Origin of the sequence: Flavobacterium sp. C3NV (assembly GCF_046825355.2) — a bacterium.
Lineage (GTDB): Bacteria > Bacteroidota > Bacteroidia > Flavobacteriales > Flavobacteriaceae > Flavobacterium.
Window position 1 is genome coordinate 75581 of sequence record NZ_JBKQBJ020000012.1, and the last position, 16524, is coordinate 92104.

The following is a 16524-nucleotide window of genomic DNA, read 5'->3' on the forward strand; positions in this document are numbered from 1 at the left end:
TGTTTTTAAAGAAAATTTTATAATATTTGCCAATTAAAACACAAAAAGGAAATGCTCGAAAAAAATTTCTCAGGATTTAATTTAGAAACTGGAACTGACGAAGCTGGGCGAGGTTGTCTGGCCGGTCCTGTAACGGCTGCTGCAGTAATTTTACCAAACCATTTTGAGCATGAATTTTTAAACGACAGTAAACAATTGTCTGAAAAGATGAGAGTTTTTCTTAAACCAATCATCGAACAACATGCACTTTGTTTTGCTGTTACGCATTTGCATCCCAATGAAATTGATGAAATTAATATTCTAAACGCTTCAATGAAAGGTATGCAGGAATGTATCCTGAAACTACATCATATTCCTGAATTTATTATTGTAGACGGTAATCGTTCTTTGAATGCGAAACTGGGTCTAAAGAACACTTTTGGCAAACAATTTTCTATGACCGAAATTGAGTTACTAAAATCGATTCCGAACCAAAGCATTATAAAAGGTGACGGTAAATTTTTAAGTATTGCCGCCGCTTCTGTCTTGGCCAAAACGTATCGCGATGAATACATGGATCAGATTCATGAAGAATTCCCGATGTACAACTGGAAACAAAACAAAGGTTATCCTACCAAAGAACATCGCGAAGCCATAAAAAAATATGGAACGACAAAATATCACCGAATGAGTTTTAGGCTTTTGCCGGATCAACTCGAATTGAATTTTGAATAACAAAAAAGACTTATCGCAATTGATAAGTCTTTTTTGTTATTAAGAGATTTAGATTTCTATTATTTTTTACTTTTCAGGAATTCTGCAAATTGTTTGGTATCAAAATAAAAAGGTCTGATTGCTGTAATTTTTCCGTTTTTTAAATCGAAATGTTCCGAGATTGGCACCGAAAGTGTTTTACCTGATTTTTTTGCTTTCGCCTTTATGGTAAAATAAATAATTACCTCATTTTTTGTAGCATCGCTAAAATAAACAGGCTCTTTTTCTATTTCTAAATCAAAAAATTCAGCAGATTTTGCATACATTTTTACCCATTCATTAAAACCTGTAAATTTTCCTCCATAAGGCAACCCTTCGGCCTGATTATAAATTGCACCTTCTTCTATTAAATGTGCCATTGCCGTAAAGTCCCTGGTTTTAAAAAGGCTTTCGTAATATTGCGCTACAATCTTAAAATTTTCTGTTTCAAGATTACTCAAAATTTCAGCCTCAGACAAAGTGGCTTCGGGATTCCAAAAACCAATAATTTTACTCACCTGACCTTTTCCGTTGAGTCGGGCAAAATCACGTCCGGCCATTATAAGCTTATTTTTTGCATCTAATATTTTCCAATCCCAGCTTACATAATTGTCTTTTACCACTTTTGGTCCCGAGGTAAATACTGCATCCGGGTATTTTTTATAAAATTCATTTATAACATTGTTTAAGGCAGCAGTTCCTTTTATGGATGCAGAAGGATCCTCAAAAGTACTTTCCTCCAGCCAGATTGTTTTAATTATTTTTAGCCTTACATCGCTCTTGCGTTCTGACCAGGCTTTTTCATAAACATCGATTGGATTTAATTTATCTTTCTTTTGAGCAAAAAGACCATTAATCATAAAAATAAAACAGATAAAGTAGATTTTTCTCATAAGTCATTAAATTAGGTTAGCTAAAGCTTTTATTAAAAGTATAAAACCAAATTTAGTATAAAAAACTCATAAATAACCACACTTCCTATAATTTACGGTACATTCAAAAACTTAGCTCTTAGTAAACTACTTTTATCTTTTTTACAATTATTATTACTTTTAAATCAATTTTTATCCCAAAATAGACTCTTTATCGATGAACTTAAAAGTAGTTTTGATCTGATTTTCCCAGTCCAAAATACTTTCTGCCGAAGCTCTGTCTGCTTTATCGAAATAAAAATGCTGTTGGATTTCTAATCCGGAGTACGTAAAAACTCCCGTATCCGAAGTTAATGCCAAAGCTTTATCCATTCCCATTGCTTCATATTCTGCATTTGATTTTCCGTGCGAATTAATAATGATTGTTTTCTTTCCCGTCAATAAACCTTTTTGAACGCCCTGATCGTATCTGTAGGCAAATCCGTAACTAAATACGCGATCAATATAACCTTTCATAATGGCCGGCATTCCTGTCCACCAAATGGGGTAAATAAAAATAATACGATCTGCCCAGGTGATAAAGTCTTGTTCTGTTTGAACATCATCGGCAACCTTTCCCATTCTTTGTCCGTTCATATCTTCTAAAGAAAGTACGGGATTAAAATTGAGCTCATTCAAATCACGAAGTGCAATTTCTTCTCCGGATTCCTGAAGGCTTTCGAGTACAGTTTGTTTGAAGAAATGATTTAAACTACCTGAATTGGGATGTGCATAAACAATTAAATTTTTCATGTTGTCTGTTTTTAAAGATTAACATGACAAATGTAGAACGCAAGGTTTAAGTACAATTGTAAGAAAACGAAATCTGATTTATCCTGACTTTGAGCTGCAGATATCGTTTTGAAATTTCAGGAATTTTGTGGGCGAAATATTCATATAATATTTAAAGTCATGAATGAGCTGACTCTGATCGTAATAACCGCATTCGTCAACAATCGTTAACCAATCTGTTTTAGAATTGTTTATTATATTTTCCTGAATTTGATTTACCGCTTTTAAAAACCTCTCGTACCGATTCGCTTCTTTAATAGTATAACCAAAAAGTTTCTTTTGATTGAGCTGAATATTTCTTTCGGTTTGATTGATCTGCGAAGCAATTGCTTTTATGGGATTCAGATTTTGATTTTGAAAATCTGTTAAAAGCGTTGTTATCTCGTTTTGTTCTTTTAAATAAGGTTTGCAGAAATCTAAAATATAATCGACACGCTCTTTTGTATCAGAAAGTTTTTGAAGTTCTTCCCACAAAAGAGTAAAGCAATTTTCATCAATTAAAGCGTCAGGATGAATGGGCAAAGAATCAAACATTGCATTGCCAAAGAATCTGTAAAAAGCATCTTCTTTAAAATTGGCTACCAAAATCTCTGAATTAGGCTCTAAAGTATAATCGAAAGCTTGTTTTATAGGGCCAAGAACCATACATTTTTCAACTTCTAAAAAAGTATTTTGTTGCGATTTTAAAGATGATTTTGTGCCAAAGTTAAAAACCAAAATGGTTTGAAAACTTGGCAATAAGGTTTTTGTTATGGGAAATGCCGTTCTATTTTCGGCAAAATAAAAATGAGAAAAAACAGTTTCAAATGCTGAAGGAACGGCAATTCTATAATTGTTATTTTCTTCAGCATTTTTCATACTATTTATATTTTTAGAAAGTTTCGTAGTTGTAATTAACACAGAGAGCACAAAGCTTTGCGAACTTGTTTTTTTTTTAATAAAAACTTCACTAAAACCCTTTGCGAACTTTGCGGTTAATTAAGATTTACGAAACAAATTCTGCTTCGAATAATTGGGTCAAATGTTTTACGATTTTACTTTTTACTTCGGCTTCATCAACTTTTTCTACGCCAAGTTCGACTTGTAAGGAAGTAACGCCTTTTCCGCGAATTCCACACGGAATAATATTGTCAAAATATCCTAAATCAACATTTACATTTAAGGCAAATCCGTGCATGGTTACCCAGCGTGAAGCGCGTACGCCTAGCGCACAAATCTTGCGTGCAAAGGGAGTTCCTGCATCAAGCCAAACCCCAGTTTCACCTTCGCTTCTTCCGCATTTTAAGCCGTATTCTTCTAAAGTCAGGATTATAGCTTCTTCCAGAAAACGTAAATATTTATGAATATCTGTAAAGAAATTTTCTAAATCTAATATCGGATAACCTACAATTTGTCCCGGCCCGTGATAGGTAATATCGCCGCCACGATTGATTTTATAAAAAGTAGCTCCTTTTGCTTCGAGCTGTTTTTCGTTTAATAAAAGATTTTCAAGATCTCCGCTTTTACCCAAAGTATACACATGCGGATGTTCTACAAAAAGTAAATAATTGGGTGTTGGCAAATCGAGTTCTTCTCTTCGGTTTTTGATTTTTAAGTCGACTATATCCTTAAAAATTTCTTCCTGATATTCCCAGGTCGATTTATAATCTTTACTTCCTAAATCCTGAAGTTGAATTTTTTTATTCATTTTAATTATTTTTCAAACTCTACGTCAAAGTTAAGTTTGTCAGGATTCTCCATATAATCCGTAAAAGGGTATTGAATTGTAATTGATTTTCGATCCTCGCTAAACAAAGCATTTGGATTCGATACTTTTTTTATTTTCTTAGGAAAATGATACTTTATAATATAGGTCGAAGAAGCAAAAATCATCTTAGACATATCTGCGGTAGAATCTTTCGCTTTTGCAGCTAATTTTTGTTTATCGATTACTGCTGTACGTGTAAATTTCTTGCCATCGTATGTATAGCTTAATTTACTGTTATTATCTCCTAAGCCTTTCCCCAATGGTGACGCAGCATTTGCTCCGCCTTCTAATTTTTGAAGTGCGCTCAAAGATTGCAAAGCATCTTGTAGCTCATTTACATTTTTAAAATCAGTTGAAATGGTCATTAAAAACTCTTTTTTCTCGCCATTCATTTTGGTGTTTACTACAAAATTTTCGAGTTTTTTAAGTTCTTTTTGGGCTTCCGGAGACAGTTTTGCAATACTGTCTTTTTTCTCTTCAAATAATTGCTTGAAAGTAAAAGTAGAATCTATATTCTTTTTGGCATCAGGTCCAAGCTGGTCACCAGCCATCGCCATCAAAGATGAACCATCCATATCTACAGAAAATTTTCCGGTTCCGTTATCGTTTACATATATATTTTCGGTTAAGGTGCAGCTTGTTAATGTTGCTAATACAAAACAAAAACTAAGTAACTTGTATAATTTCATAATGGCTAATTTTTTATCAAAGATACGAAGACTATTTTATTTTTTAAGATTCTAAGAAACTAAGGTTCTAAGATACTAAGACAAAACTATTGAAGGTCTTTTTGCTCTAAAACCACTTCAAGATTCGTTATTTCCGGATTTTGTAAACAATCTGAAAGTTGAAATTCTAATGTCATTGTTTTTTTATCTGAACTGATAACTGCTTTTTCGTTTGAGACCGATTTTATTTCTCTTGGAAAATGATATTTTAAAGTATAGGATTGCGCTAATTTATACTTGGCATACATTTTTTTTCTTTCTTCCAGCATTTTTTTGTCCTTATCAAACTTTTGCTGATCAACAATTACCAGATTTCTTTTGAAAGTAGAACCATCGAAAGTATATTTTATTTTGAAAGATTCTTTTGAAACCGGATAATTTTCTTTTAAAGAACTTGCCAAACTAAGGCTCTCATAAAGATTAGGTATTTCTTCTATTTTTTTAAAGTCAGAAGAAATTACATTAAAATTTTCCATTTGAACCGGATCAACTTTAATATGCATTTTTACATTGGCGTGTTCCTGAAACAATGCCTGGTCTGATTTACTAAATTTTACAAACGTTGCTGCATACTTTGTTATATAATCCTGAAAAACGAATATTGTATCTGTAAATTTTTCAGAATCAGAATAAGGACGTCCTAATTGCAAATAACTATTTTCGTCGCGTAATTGAAAAACTTCAATAGTTCCGCTTCCGTCTGGGTTTATTTTTATAGTTTCTGTGATTTGACAGCTTGAGACTAAAATTAAGAGTAGAAAGGCTTTTATGATTTTCATTTTCTTGCAAGTTTCTGAGATTCTGAGTTGCTAAGATACTGAGGTTTTTTTGTTTAATTTTTACAGAAATGTTTATTCATTCGTTTAGTTTGTCATCCCGAACGAAAGATCGCACGAGAAGTGCCGCAAACTAAATCGCCAATCTTTGTAGAGTTCCTGGTGTGATCCTTCGTTCCTGAGGATGACAAAGATTGTGTAAACGCACTACCTAAAACGCCTTTTAAAAACTAAAACTTCTAAAATAGCCCCGATAGCAGCGGTATCCTTTTTTGCTTTTTCGGCAAAAAAGATACAAGTGAATAGCGGGACAAAAGGTCTTTGAAATGCAATAAATTACTGCTTCAAAAAATCTAAAACCTGCATTCTGAAATCTACATTCTTTTCTTTATCTTTGCACACTTAAAAAAGAGCACAAAATGGCATTATCAGAACAAGAAATCATCCGAAGAGAAAAACTTCAAAACTTACGCAACTTAGGAATCAATCCTTATCCGGCTAATCTTTTTCCTGTAAATCATACTTCGAAGCAGGTGAAGGAATCTTTTGAAGAGGGTAAGAAGGTGATCGTTGCCGGACGTTTAATGAGTGTTAGAGATCAGGGTAAAGCTTGTTTTGCTGAATTGCAGGATAGCGAAGGACGTATACAATTGTATGTGAATCGCGATGTTTTGTGTGAAGGTGATGATAAAACTTTATACAATACGCTATTTAAAAAATTAACTGATTTAGGTGACTTTATTGGTATTGAAGGTGAATTGTTTACTACAAAAGTGGGCGCGCAATGTATTCGTGTTGACGGATTTACTTTCTTGAGTAAAACATTACGTCCGTTGCCTTTACCAAAAGTAGATGAAGAAGGAAACGTACACGATGCTTTTAATGATCCTGAGTTACGTTACAGAATGCGTTATGTGGATTTAACTGTGAATCCGCAAGTAAAAGAAAACTTTATCAAACGTACGAAGTTGTATACGGCAATGCGTGGTTATTTTAACGATGCAGGATATCTTGAAGTTGAAACTCCGGTTTTACAATCGATTCCTGGTGGTGCTGCAGCGAGACCTTTTATCACGCACCATAATTCGCTTGATATTCCGCTTTACATGCGTATTGCAAACGAATTGTATTTGAAAAGATTAATTGTTGGTGGTTTTGAAGGTGTTTATGAATTCTCGAAAAACTTTAGAAATGAAGGTATGGACAGAACGCATAATCCTGAATTTACCGCTATGGAAATATATGTAGCCTACAAAGACTACAACTGGATGATGGAATTTGCTGAAGGTTTGCTTGAGCATTGTGCCATTGCAGTAAACGGAACCAGCGAGGTTACTTTTGGTGAACACCAAATTAACTTTAAAGCGCCGTATGCTCGCGTTACGATGACAGATTCTATCAAACATTTTACCGGTTTTGATATCTCTGGTAAAACGGAAGAGGAATTGTTTGACGCTGCCAGAGGAATGGGAATTGACGTGGATAAAACAATGGGTAAAGGAAAATTGATTGATGAGATTTTTGGCGCTAAATGCGAAGGAAATTATATTCAGCCAACTTTCATCACAGATTATCCTAAAGAAATGTCGCCTCTTTGTAAAGAGCACCGTGACAATCCTGAACTTACTGAGCGTTTTGAATTGATGGTTTGTGGTAAAGAAATCGCAAACGCATATTCTGAACTAAATGACCCAATTGATCAGCGTGAGCGTTTTGAAGACCAAATGCGTTTGGCTGAAAAAGGTGATGATGAAGCAAACGGTGTTATTGATGAGGATTTCTTAAGAGCATTAGAATACGGTATGCCTCCAACTTCCGGAATGGGAATTGGTATGGACCGTTTGATTATGTACTTAACAAATAACGCATCGATTCAGGAAGTTTTATTGTTCCCACAAATGCGTCCTGAGAAAAAACAAGCTCAGATTGAATTATCTGATGAAGAGAAATTCATCGTAGATTTATTGAAAGGAAATGAAAACAAAATGGATCTTCAGCAACTAAAAATTACTGCTAATTTAAGCGGTAAAAAATGGGATGCTTCTATGAAAAACTTATCTAAACACGGTTTGGCGAAAGTGGCTGTTGAAGGTGAGTTTAAATTTGTGGAATTGGTGGAGTAAATTTTAAAATTCCAAAATTGTATTAATATTCAAACCCGACAGATTTTTAAAAATTTGTCGGGTTTTTTATTTAAATTTAATGACTTAGAAACAATTATGTCGAAAATCAAAAATTATTTTCTTTATACAGTATTTATTTTATTCACAATATTGGGTGTGTATTTATTGGTTGATTCATTTATAAATAAAGAATACTTTTCTGAGACTGTTGTAGTTAAAAAAAGAATTGAGTATTTGAATTGTATTCTTTTCTTCGGAGGTTTAGGCTACATTTATTACCTTATTAAAGAGAAGAAAATTGACACGAATACAAACACGTTTAAAACGAATATTGCTATGTTTTTTGGCTGCTTAATATTTGTTTTGAATTGTTTGTTTCTGATTCTATACCCTGAAGAATTTAAAAGAGGAAATAAATTAATCAAAATAATTATTGGCTACACTGGTATATTATTTTTTGGCGCTGGTTTACTTATGGCAGTGTATAAATTAATAAAAAATCTTTCTAAGACAAATTAATAAAATCTATCATAAACCCGACAGGTTTTATTTTATATACCTTGCTTTAAAAAAGTCGAATTGATTCAGAACGAATAGAAATATTCCGTTAGGAATATCTCATCGGTAGAAAAAAATGTTGTTTTTGTATGGTGTGTCCTGTAGGGACACCTGTTTTTTTACAGAAATAAAACATCTGCTTCGTTAATCAAACGTTCCTACGGAACGTATAACCATATTTCAATTTTAATTCTACCGAGCATACATTCCTAAGGAATGATTTTTTTATAATAATCTGATTAAAACGAATACTTCTCTAATTTCTTTCCCTGAACATCTAAAACTTTGGTATTTTCTTTAGGAGTTTCACCTTTCCAAATTTCCTGAACGGATGGGTTTGACGGGTATTTGCCGTTTTTCATTTTTATGAGATGAAATTTTCCACCGGTTTCGAATATAAGATCGTAAAACTTTTCAGATGCTGAAGTGGTTATCAGAATCGGGAAATCAGTTACGGTAAACTTATTGATTAAACTTCCGTCATTATTTAGGATGTAACCGGAACAACCTCCGCTTCCGCAGAAATAAGGATTAGAGAAACCAACGAAATATTCGTCTTTTTTATCATTATTCAAATCGAAAGCTTCGTAGTAAAAGAATCTGTCGTCTTTTGTCATTGCAGGAAGATCTGTCTTTAATAGAATATTCAATTGCTTACGAATCAATTCCACCGCTTTATCATCTTTTGCAGGAGCATCGCTTACATCGGCCGTTCCGGCAACGGTTTTGGATAAGGTATCTTCGGCAATTGTTTTGATGATACTTTTTGAGTCGGTTTTATCTTTGTTTTGACATGAAATCATTCCCAGAATCATAACTGCCACTAAAATTTTATTTTTCATACTTACTATTTTTTAATTCTTGTGATTACGTTTCTAAACCAGCAAAGCTGCTTTGTTTTCAATATTATTATTAGTCAATAAATCTTTTATATTATTAAAAGTTACCAAAGCAATCTGAGTTAAAGCTTCGTTGGTAAAAAAGGCCTGATGCGCTGTAACCAAAACATTCGGAAAACTCATTAAACGCTGAATCGCATCGTCCTGAATAATATCAGCAGAAAGATCTCTGAAGAATAGTTTTTCTTCCTGTTCGTAAACATCGATTCCGAGATATCCAATTTTACCTTCTTTTAAACCTTCAATTACAGAAGAAGTTTCTATTAATGCGCCGCGACTTGTATTGATAATCATAACGCTGTCTTTCATTTCGTCGATAGACTTTTTATTAATGATATGTTTGGTTTGTTCGTTTAATGGGCAATGCAGCGAAATAATATCACTCGATTTAAAGATTTCTTCAAGAGAAACGAATTTCACTCCGTCTTTTATCATTTCATCATTTGTAACAATATCATACGCGAGCACTTTGCATCCAAAACCTAAAGCGATTTTTGCAAAAGCTTTCCCGATATTTCCCGTTCCAATGATTCCGATTGTTTTTCCGAATAAGTCAAAACCTAATAATCCGTTTAGGGAAAAGTTTTGTTCACGAACTCTATTGTAGGCTTTATGAGTTTTTCTGTTTAAAGTCAGAATCATCGCAATCGCATGTTCTGCAACTGCCTGAGGCGAATATGCCGGAACGCGACATACTTTTATGTTATATTTTTTTGCTGCTTCAAGATCGACGTTATTGAAGCCGGCACAACGTAACGCAATAATTTTCACGCCCTTTTCTGCCAATTGTTTAATCACGGCTTCATTGACAATATCGTTTACAAAAACGCAAACAATTGTAGCATTTTCGATCAAAATTACCGTTTGAGGATTTAGTTGTGTTTCGAAAAAATCCAACTCAAAACCAAAATCTTCATTGTATTTATTAAAGAAAGATTTGTCGTAAGGCTGTGTCGAAAAAAAGGCAATTTTATTATTGTTTGATGTGGCATTTAAACTCATAATCATTTGTTTTGGGTTTTAACTTCTGGTATTACTAAAGTAAGCAATTAATTCTGAAGTAAATTTCTGATACTAAAAAATCAACTTATTTTGGATATTCTTTGCCATGCGCTATAATAATTCCGTCTTTTGGGTGTAAACGAGAAACATCATAATCTAAACTCACCAATATTTTTAAACCATCAATAGGTTCTACTTTATTTTGCCCATTCCAACCCATTTTTAAACCATATAAAATAAATTCTCTAATATATTTAGGTCTGTTTAAATTAACAACTTCTTCATCTTTAGTAGATAATTTCGTTAATTTCGTTCCCGTACTTAAAGGATTTCCGGCATAAGCATCTTCCCATGTAATAAAATTAATTTGCAATGGAGTTTGCTTATAATTCTCTAAGAATATTGTTATCGCAAATGTTGCTATTTCTGTGCTACCTCCAAATCCTGTGACAGTTTTATATAAGTAGACATTGTCTTCAACAGTAATTTTTCTTAATGCCATGAGTGAGTTATTATTCTCTAAATTTTAAATGATCTGTACTAAAAAGCAAACCAATTCCGCTGTACGGATCTTTTTTCAAATCATAAAAATTATTTACTCCGGCCAAATCCTGATATAAATCTGAAATTATCGAAGATTTCTGAAATCCATCTATTGTATGGTTTATAATAGTATCTGCCAAACACGTTAATTCTTTTGTAGCGTTTGTAACTCCTATATTATTTCCGGTTTCCCAATCCCAAATAACCCAATTCCAGTTGTGTTTTTTGTGAATGCAATCCATCCATAAATAAGAGAGATTCTTAATTTTCACCTTCCCTAATTCTTTTGTTTTCCAATGTTCAACGCTTTCAATTATAGCATTAATGGCATCATCACTTTTATCATAGACAAAATCGGGATTTGAAATCTGAATGATTTTTACAGCATCTGCAATCTTTAAATTGATTGTTTTCAATTCTTTCTCGTTGGGATTTCTTAAAAAAGCAAACTCAATATCTTTTCGTTCGAAAACAGTTCCTGGTGATTTTTCCAGCATTTCTGCCGGAATACATTTTGTGTTAGAATTTTCATTTAAGAACTCCTCTTTAGGATCAAAAGAAAAATTCTCGTCTTCATAAAAAACGGAAATGTATCTTTCTTCAATTTCTTTTATTAATGAATAACTCTCATAATTAATATCTTCTTTTATGTCTTCTTCATTTTTGAATTTACAGAAATAATCCGGCTGTAACATCCAATACAAACAAAGCGCTGTTCCTTTGTCCAGATGTTTTTGTTTGATCATCCATAGAAAAGGTTCGATTCCGTCATCATAATTCCAATGCTGTACAAATTGATGCAATTCGGCAGCATTTAATTTTTGATACGACATTTCTCCGTTTACGGCTTTAAGAACTCGGTTTTTATTTTTCTTATTAAATAATTCTTCCATATTGTATTCTGGTAATTCTATTTTGAAATTTTTAATACACTAACAAATTTAAAACCTATTCTTGTAAAATAGCATGATCCACGATAATTAAACAGTTAAAAAGCCATTGCACATCAAGACACAATATCATTATTCGTTTTTTCGTTTTGTTAAATAAACTACAATTCTGATTATCAGATTAAACCTATTCAATTTGATAAAGTCTAATTACTATAACAATTAAAAAACGTACATCATGAAAAAATTATTTATCGCAGCTTTGCTATTCGTTGGAGTAGTAAGTTTTGCACAAGAAGCAGATCAGGCTCCTAATCGTGAACCAAGAGAAAGACTAACTCCGGAACAACGTAATGAGAAACAGTTAAAAAAAATAACTACCGAATTAAATTTAGACGCGAATCAGCAAGCTCAGGTAAAACAACTTTTAGCGGACCGAAGTGCTAAAGCTGAAAAATTGAGAGCAGAACGAAAAGACCGAAAAGAGAAACCTACTGCTGCAGAAAGAGAAGCTTTTAAAACTGAATTAAAAGCTGAAAAAGACGCCAATGATGCAAAAATGAAAGCTATCTTAAATGCAGACCAATACAAAAAATGGACTTCTATTCAGGAAGAAAAAAGAGAGCAGGCGAAAGAAAAAATGAGAGAATACAAAAAAGAAAACAACTAATAACAGTTACAAAAAGAGGTCCTAATGGCCTCTTTTTTATTTTAGATACTATTTTATGCTTTCATTAATAGTTTGTGTTAATTAAAAGACAAATCTTACAATCTAATTAAACCTAGCAAACTTCTTGAAGTCTAATCGATATAAACCTTTAAAAAAACGAATTATGAAAAAATTATTTATCGCAGCTTTATTGTTCGTTGGAATGGTAAGTTTTGCACAAGACATCAATCAGAAAGCTACACGTGATCAAAGAGAAAAATTAACTCCGGAACAACGTAATGAGAAACATTTGCAAAAGTTAACTTCTGAATTGAATTTAGATACAAAACAACAAGCGCAAGTAAAACAATTATTAGCCGAAAGATCTGCTAAAGGAGAAAAGTTTAAAGATGCCAATAAAGATCGCAAAACAAAACCAACTGCTGCAGAGAGAGAAGCTTTTAAAAAACAAATGGAAACTGAAAGAGCGGCAAATGATACTAAAATGAAAGCTATTTTAAATGCGGATCAATACACAAAATGGACTGCTTTGAAAAAAGATCATAAAGGTAAAGGAGATCATAAAGGTCACAGAGATATGAAATCTCCGCAAGAACGTGATCAGGCACATTTGCAAAAACTGACTACAGATTTAAACCTAAATGCAGATCAGCAAAAACAAGTTGGTCAACTTTTATCTGACAGAAGTACTAAAATGGAAATGCTGAAAAAGAGCCGTGGAGAAAACGCTGCAGCACCAACTGAAGCAGAGAAAAAAGCCATGAAAAAACAAATGGAAGAAGATCACAAAGCGACTGATGCCAAAATGAAATCTATTTTGAATGCTGATCAATATACAAAATGGACAGCGATTCAGAAAGAGCGTAAAGACAAAATGAAAGAACACAGAAAAGGAAAAAAATAATCCTGATCAACGAAAAAGAGGCTCAAAATGAGCCTCTTTTTTTTTGTATTAAAATGTTTTCGAAACTTTATCGATCGCATTAATTGTAAAGTCTAAATCTTCGTAAGTCAGCGCATCTGTAATAAACCAGGTTTCATATGCAGATGGTGCAATGTAGACGCCTTCGTTTAATAAACCGTGAAAGAATTTCTTAAACGTTTCGTTATCTCCTTTTGCAGCGGTTTGAAAATCAACCACCGGATTAGCATCAAAATGAACAGAAATCATCGAACCTACTCTATTGATCGTAAAAGCAACGTTATTCGCTTTTAGAACTTTATCAATTCCTGCTTCCAGATAAGCTGTTTTTTCTTCTAAACGGGTAAAAATTTCACGATCATTATCAAGTGCCTGTAACATTGCTAATCCTGCAGCCATTGCCAAAGGATTTCCTGATAATGTTCCTGCCTGATAAACCGGACCAAGTGGCGCAAGATAATTCATGATTTCTTCGCGTGCAGCAAAAGCACCAACAGGTAAACCTCCACCAATAACTTTCCCAAAAGTTACAATATCAGCATTGATATTATACAACTCCTGAACTCCACCACGAGCCAAACGGAAACCAGTCATTACCTCATCAAAAATTAATAAAATTCCGTTTGCGGTACACAATTCTCTTAATCCTTCTAAGAAACCTTTTTGTGGCGGAATACAACCCATATTTCCGGCAACTGCTTCGATAATAATCGCTGCAATTTCGCCTTTATTAGCTTCGATTAAAGTTTTTACATTCTCTAAATCATTGTATTTCGCTAACAAAGTATCTTTTGCAGTTCCTTCTGTAACGCCAGGGCTATTTGGTGATCCAAAAGTTACGGCTCCACTTCCGGCCTGAATCAAAAATGAATCAGAATGTCCATGGTAGCAACCTGCAAATTTGATGATTTTATCTCTTTTTGTAAATCCGCGAGCCAGACGAATTGCACTCATACAAGCTTCTGTACCTGAATTTACAAATCTTATTTTATCTATATTCGGAACCATAGCAACCGCCAAAGCAGCGATTTGAGTTTCCAATTCAGTTGGCATTCCAAATGAAGTTCCCAACTTTGCTTTTTCGATCACAGCATCCACAACGGGTTGATATGCATGACCTAAAACCATTGGTCCCCATGAGTTGATATAATCTATTAATTTATTTCCGTCCTCATCATACAAATACGCACCTTTGGCACTTTTTACGAAAATAGGAGTTCCCCCAACGGCTTTAAAGGCTCTAACTGGTGAATTTACTCCTCCCGGAATTACTTTTTCTGCTTCAGCAAAAAGCTGACTACTTCTTTTATATAACATTTTTAGATTTTAGATTTTAGAGTTCTGACTTTAGATTATAAACTGCGAACTCTATTTTAAAATTTGAATTTTAGATTTTTGAATACTTTCAAACTGAGACTGAAAACCGCCACTGAAAACTAAAAGCTTATTTCACTTTCAATCGCTGCCCAATAGAAATGGCATTGTCTGAAAGATTGTTTTTTTGTTTTAAGTCATCAACCAATACATTGAATTTTTTTGAAATTGAGTATAAGGTATCTCCTTTTTGAACTTCGTATAAATTAGGATCGTTCGAGTTTGAATTTGATGAACTTCTAGATGGAGTTGAAGAATTTTTAACCGTAGTTGATTTCTCAAAAGGCTTATAGTTTCTTCCGGTAACCTGGCAGTCATATTGATGCAGATTGTATCTTTCGATATAACTTATTAATTTGTCCGGATAATTAGGATCTGTAGCATAACCAGCTGCTCTCAAACCTTTTGCCCAGGCTTTGTAATCGTCTTTTTCGTAAGTAAATAAAGTTTCATATCGTTTTTTACCTACCAGAAACAAAGCGTGATCTCTGTAAGATTCTGCTGCTTCGGGATATTTTCTAAAACATTCCTGAGCTGAATCATCGTCATGGCGAACACTTTCTCCCAACCAGTCTTTATGACATTTTATTCCAAAATGATTGTTTGCTTCTAATGCTAAATCACCTCTTCCTGCACCGGATTCTAAAATTCCCTGAGCCAAAATAATACTGGCAGGAATACCGTATTTCTGCATATTGCCCATTGCAATATCTTTAAACTGCAAAATATAATTATTGATTAAATCGCCTGTTACAACTGTTTTCGAAGTAGATTGAATAACCTCAGTTGTATTGTTTGTAGAAGGATAATTTTTACCAATTGGCTTAACAGGAGTTTGCTTTTTGGTAGCTGCCACTCTTGGCCTCTGTATTGCTGCTGCTTTTTTGGTCGTTGCAATAGCAGGTTTACTGGACGAACAACTTACTAAAGTAGCAAGAATCAAGAATGTTATTATTTTTTTAACCATTGCTTTTAAGTATTGGTAATTTTTTCTGTTTCAATTTTATATTCATCCCCTCTATTCCCTGCAATCCGCCGGTATGAAGGAGTAATATTTTTGAATCTTCAGGAAAATAGTTTTTATGGATTAAATCTATAACGCCAAAAACCATCTTTCCTGTATAAATTGGATCTAAAGGCACTTTTGTTTCTTCAAAAAAAGTATTGATAAATTCAATTAATTCTAAATTTATCTTCCCATAACCTCCAAAATGATAGTCAGAAATCAAATTCCAGTTATCTTGTTTTGCAAAAATACGAATTTCATTGGTTAAAAAGTCACCTTTTAACGCCGGAAACCCTAAAACTTTCTGATTTGGCAAGGCACTATTGATCAATCCGGAGATTGTTCCGCCCGTTCCAACTGCACAACAAACGTAATTAAAAACGGAATCTTCTTCCGTCAAAATCTCTTCGCAGCCTTTTACCGCCAATTCATTTGTTCCGCCTTCGGGCACTAAATAAAAATCGCCAAACTTCTCTTTTAGTTTTTCGATAAACGAAATTTCACTTTTATTTCGATACTCTTCGCGGGTTACAAACTCAAATTGCATTCCGTTTTCCTGAGCGAATTTCAAGGTTGGGTTTTCTTCAATTTTATCAAAAAGCTCGTCTCCGCGAATAACGCCAATTGTTTTAAAACCCTGCTCTTTTCCTGCATACGCGACCGCCGCAATATGATTCGAAAAAGCTCCGCCAAAAGTTACCAATGTTGTTTTATTTTCGGCTTTCGCCTGAAGTAAATTGTATTTTAATTTTCGTAATTTATTCCCTGAAATAAAAGGATGGTTGAGATCATCTCTTTTTATGTTCAGCGAAATATGATTAGGAAAACTGATATGAATTTCCTGATTCAAA

General features: G+C 33.5%; 18 protein-coding genes. 5 read left to right on the plus strand and 13 right to left on the minus strand.

Going from position 1 to position 16524, the window contains the following annotated elements; all coding sequences use genetic code 11:
* Window positions 1–51: 51 nt before the first annotated feature.
* On the plus strand, window positions 52–714 hold the full coding sequence (gene rnhB / locus ACIDC4_RS17190; RefSeq protein ID WP_230035691.1) for a ribonuclease HII: 663 nt from the start codon (window positions 52–54) through the stop codon (window positions 712–714).
* Window positions 715–773: 59 nt separating this feature from the next.
* Here the strand turns inward: rnhB and ACIDC4_RS17195 are convergent, their stop codons facing one another.
* From ACIDC4_RS17195 to ACIDC4_RS17220, 6 genes are all read right to left on the minus strand, one after another.
* Entirely contained in the window at window positions 774–1625 is an 852-nt protein-coding gene (locus ACIDC4_RS17195; RefSeq protein ID WP_412043035.1) for a nuclear transport factor 2 family protein, read from the minus strand.
* A 171-nt stretch (window positions 1626–1796) separates the two neighbouring features.
* Entirely contained in the window at window positions 1797–2396 is a 600-nt protein-coding gene (locus ACIDC4_RS17200) for an NAD(P)H-dependent oxidoreductase (RefSeq protein WP_412043034.1), read from the minus strand.
* 78 nt (window positions 2397–2474) lie between these two features.
* Entirely contained in the window at window positions 2475–3293 is an 819-nt protein-coding gene (locus tag ACIDC4_RS17205; RefSeq protein ID WP_412043033.1) for an AraC family transcriptional regulator, read from the minus strand.
* A gap of 127 nt (window positions 3294–3420) precedes the next feature.
* Window positions 3421–4122, minus strand: coding sequence for a lipoyl(octanoyl) transferase LipB (gene lipB, locus ACIDC4_RS17210; protein WP_412043032.1), 702 nt, complete (start codon window positions 4120–4122; stop codon window positions 3421–3423).
* A 5-nt stretch (window positions 4123–4127) separates the two neighbouring features.
* Window positions 4128–4871, minus strand: coding sequence for a hypothetical protein (locus tag ACIDC4_RS17215; RefSeq protein WP_230035680.1), 744 nt, complete (start codon window positions 4869–4871; stop codon window positions 4128–4130).
* An 86-nt stretch (window positions 4872–4957) separates the two neighbouring features.
* Entirely contained in the window at window positions 4958–5689 is a 732-nt protein-coding gene (locus ACIDC4_RS17220; RefSeq protein ID WP_412043031.1) for a hypothetical protein, read from the minus strand.
* Between the two features lie 416 nt (window positions 5690–6105).
* Between ACIDC4_RS17220 and lysS the strand changes: the two genes are divergently transcribed.
* A complete protein-coding gene (lysS, locus tag ACIDC4_RS17225; protein ID WP_412043030.1) occupies window positions 6106–7809 on the plus strand; it encodes a lysine--tRNA ligase in 1704 nt (567 codons plus the stop codon).
* 96 nt (window positions 7810–7905) lie between these two features.
* On the plus strand, window positions 7906–8328 hold the full coding sequence (locus ACIDC4_RS17230; protein WP_412043029.1) for a hypothetical protein: 423 nt from the start codon (window positions 7906–7908) through the stop codon (window positions 8326–8328).
* A 278-nt stretch (window positions 8329–8606) separates the two neighbouring features.
* On the opposite strand, the gene ACIDC4_RS17235 is transcribed toward ACIDC4_RS17230, so the two are convergent.
* From ACIDC4_RS17235 to ACIDC4_RS17250, 4 genes are all read right to left on the minus strand, one after another.
* A complete protein-coding gene (locus ACIDC4_RS17235) occupies window positions 8607–9209 on the minus strand; it encodes a hypothetical protein (RefSeq protein WP_412043028.1) in 603 nt (200 codons plus the stop codon).
* Between the two features lie 33 nt (window positions 9210–9242).
* Window positions 9243–10268, minus strand: coding sequence for a 2-hydroxyacid dehydrogenase (locus tag ACIDC4_RS17240; RefSeq protein ID WP_412043027.1), 1026 nt, complete (start codon window positions 10266–10268; stop codon window positions 9243–9245).
* 85 nt (window positions 10269–10353) lie between these two features.
* A complete protein-coding gene (locus tag ACIDC4_RS17245) occupies window positions 10354–10770 on the minus strand; it encodes a hypothetical protein (RefSeq protein ID WP_412043026.1) in 417 nt (138 codons plus the stop codon).
* Window positions 10771–10780: 10 nt separating this feature from the next.
* Complete coding sequence (locus ACIDC4_RS17250; protein ID WP_412043025.1) at window positions 10781–11704, minus strand: DUF4274 domain-containing protein; 924 nt, start codon at window positions 11702–11704, stop codon at window positions 10781–10783.
* A gap of 235 nt (window positions 11705–11939) precedes the next feature.
* Here ACIDC4_RS17250 and ACIDC4_RS17255 point away from each other — a divergent pair, with 235 nt between their 5' ends.
* The gene (locus tag ACIDC4_RS17255; RefSeq protein WP_230035665.1) at window positions 11940–12371 is read left to right on the plus strand and encodes a DUF4890 domain-containing protein; all 432 of its coding nucleotides are present in this window, start codon (window positions 11940–11942) and stop codon (window positions 12369–12371) included.
* A 163-nt stretch (window positions 12372–12534) separates the two neighbouring features.
* Window positions 12535–13275 (plus strand): DUF4890 domain-containing protein, encoded by a 741-nt coding sequence (locus ACIDC4_RS17260; RefSeq protein ID WP_412043024.1) that lies wholly within the window; start codon window positions 12535–12537, stop codon window positions 13273–13275.
* A 48-nt stretch (window positions 13276–13323) separates the two neighbouring features.
* Here the strand turns inward: ACIDC4_RS17260 and hemL are convergent, their stop codons facing one another.
* From hemL to ACIDC4_RS17275, 3 genes are all read right to left on the minus strand, one after another.
* Window positions 13324–14610: a glutamate-1-semialdehyde 2,1-aminomutase gene (gene hemL, locus ACIDC4_RS17265; RefSeq protein WP_412043023.1), complete on the minus strand. Its 1287-nt coding sequence runs from the start codon at window positions 14608–14610 to the stop codon at window positions 13324–13326.
* Between the two features lie 127 nt (window positions 14611–14737).
* Window positions 14738–15634 carry a glucosaminidase domain-containing protein gene (locus tag ACIDC4_RS17270; RefSeq protein WP_412043022.1) on the minus strand — a complete coding sequence of 299 codons (897 nt, stop codon included), beginning with the start codon at window positions 15632–15634 and terminating at the stop codon, window positions 14738–14740.
* On the minus strand, window positions 15627–16523 hold the full coding sequence (locus ACIDC4_RS17275) for a 1-aminocyclopropane-1-carboxylate deaminase/D-cysteine desulfhydrase (protein WP_412043021.1): 897 nt from the start codon (window positions 16521–16523) through the stop codon (window positions 15627–15629). Before ACIDC4_RS17275 ends, ACIDC4_RS17270 begins: the two co-directional genes overlap by 8 nt.
* Window position 16524: the final 1 nt, after the last annotated feature.

What these genes read in the sequence shown, in the direction of transcription:
- ACIDC4_RS17200 (WP_412043034.1), bottom strand. Translation starts at nt 2,396, where the DNA reads ATGAAAAATTTAATTGTTTATGCACATCCCAATTCAGGTAGTTTAAAT.
- ACIDC4_RS17245 (WP_412043026.1), bottom strand. Translation starts at nt 10,770, where the DNA reads ATGGCATTAAGAAAAATTACTGTTGAAGACAATGTCTACTTATATAAA.
- ACIDC4_RS17255 (WP_230035665.1), top strand. Translation starts at nt 11,940, where the DNA reads ATGAAAAAATTATTTATCGCAGCTTTGCTATTCGTTGGAGTAGTAAGT.
- ACIDC4_RS17205 (WP_412043033.1), bottom strand. Translation starts at nt 3,293, where the DNA reads ATGAAAAATGCTGAAGAAAATAACAATTATAGAATTGCCGTTCCTTCA.
- ACIDC4_RS17240 (WP_412043027.1), bottom strand. Translation starts at nt 10,268, where the DNA reads ATGAGTTTAAATGCCACATCAAACAATAATAAAATTGCCTTTTTTTCG.
- ACIDC4_RS17215 (WP_230035680.1), bottom strand. Translation starts at nt 4,871, where the DNA reads ATGAAATTATACAAGTTACTTAGTTTTTGTTTTGTATTAGCAACATTA.
- ACIDC4_RS17270 (WP_412043022.1), bottom strand. Translation starts at nt 15,634, where the DNA reads ATGGTTAAAAAAATAATAACATTCTTGATTCTTGCTACTTTAGTAAGT.
- ACIDC4_RS17235 (WP_412043028.1), bottom strand. Translation starts at nt 9,209, where the DNA reads ATGAAAAATAAAATTTTAGTGGCAGTTATGATTCTGGGAATGATTTCA.
- lysS (WP_412043030.1), top strand. Translation starts at nt 6,106, where the DNA reads ATGGCATTATCAGAACAAGAAATCATCCGAAGAGAAAAACTTCAAAAC.
- ACIDC4_RS17195 (WP_412043035.1), bottom strand. Translation starts at nt 1,625, where the DNA reads ATGAGAAAAATCTACTTTATCTGTTTTATTTTTATGATTAATGGTCTT.
- ACIDC4_RS17250 (WP_412043025.1), bottom strand. Translation starts at nt 11,704, where the DNA reads ATGGAAGAATTATTTAATAAGAAAAATAAAAACCGAGTTCTTAAAGCC.
- hemL (WP_412043023.1), bottom strand. Translation starts at nt 14,610, where the DNA reads ATGTTATATAAAAGAAGTAGTCAGCTTTTTGCTGAAGCAGAAAAAGTA.
- ACIDC4_RS17220 (WP_412043031.1), bottom strand. Translation starts at nt 5,689, where the DNA reads ATGAAAATCATAAAAGCCTTTCTACTCTTAATTTTAGTCTCAAGCTGT.
- lipB (WP_412043032.1), bottom strand. Translation starts at nt 4,122, where the DNA reads ATGAATAAAAAAATTCAACTTCAGGATTTAGGAAGTAAAGATTATAAA.
- rnhB (WP_230035691.1), top strand. Translation starts at nt 52, where the DNA reads ATGCTCGAAAAAAATTTCTCAGGATTTAATTTAGAAACTGGAACTGAC.
- ACIDC4_RS17230 (WP_412043029.1), top strand. Translation starts at nt 7,906, where the DNA reads ATGTCGAAAATCAAAAATTATTTTCTTTATACAGTATTTATTTTATTC.
- ACIDC4_RS17260 (WP_412043024.1), top strand. Translation starts at nt 12,535, where the DNA reads ATGAAAAAATTATTTATCGCAGCTTTATTGTTCGTTGGAATGGTAAGT.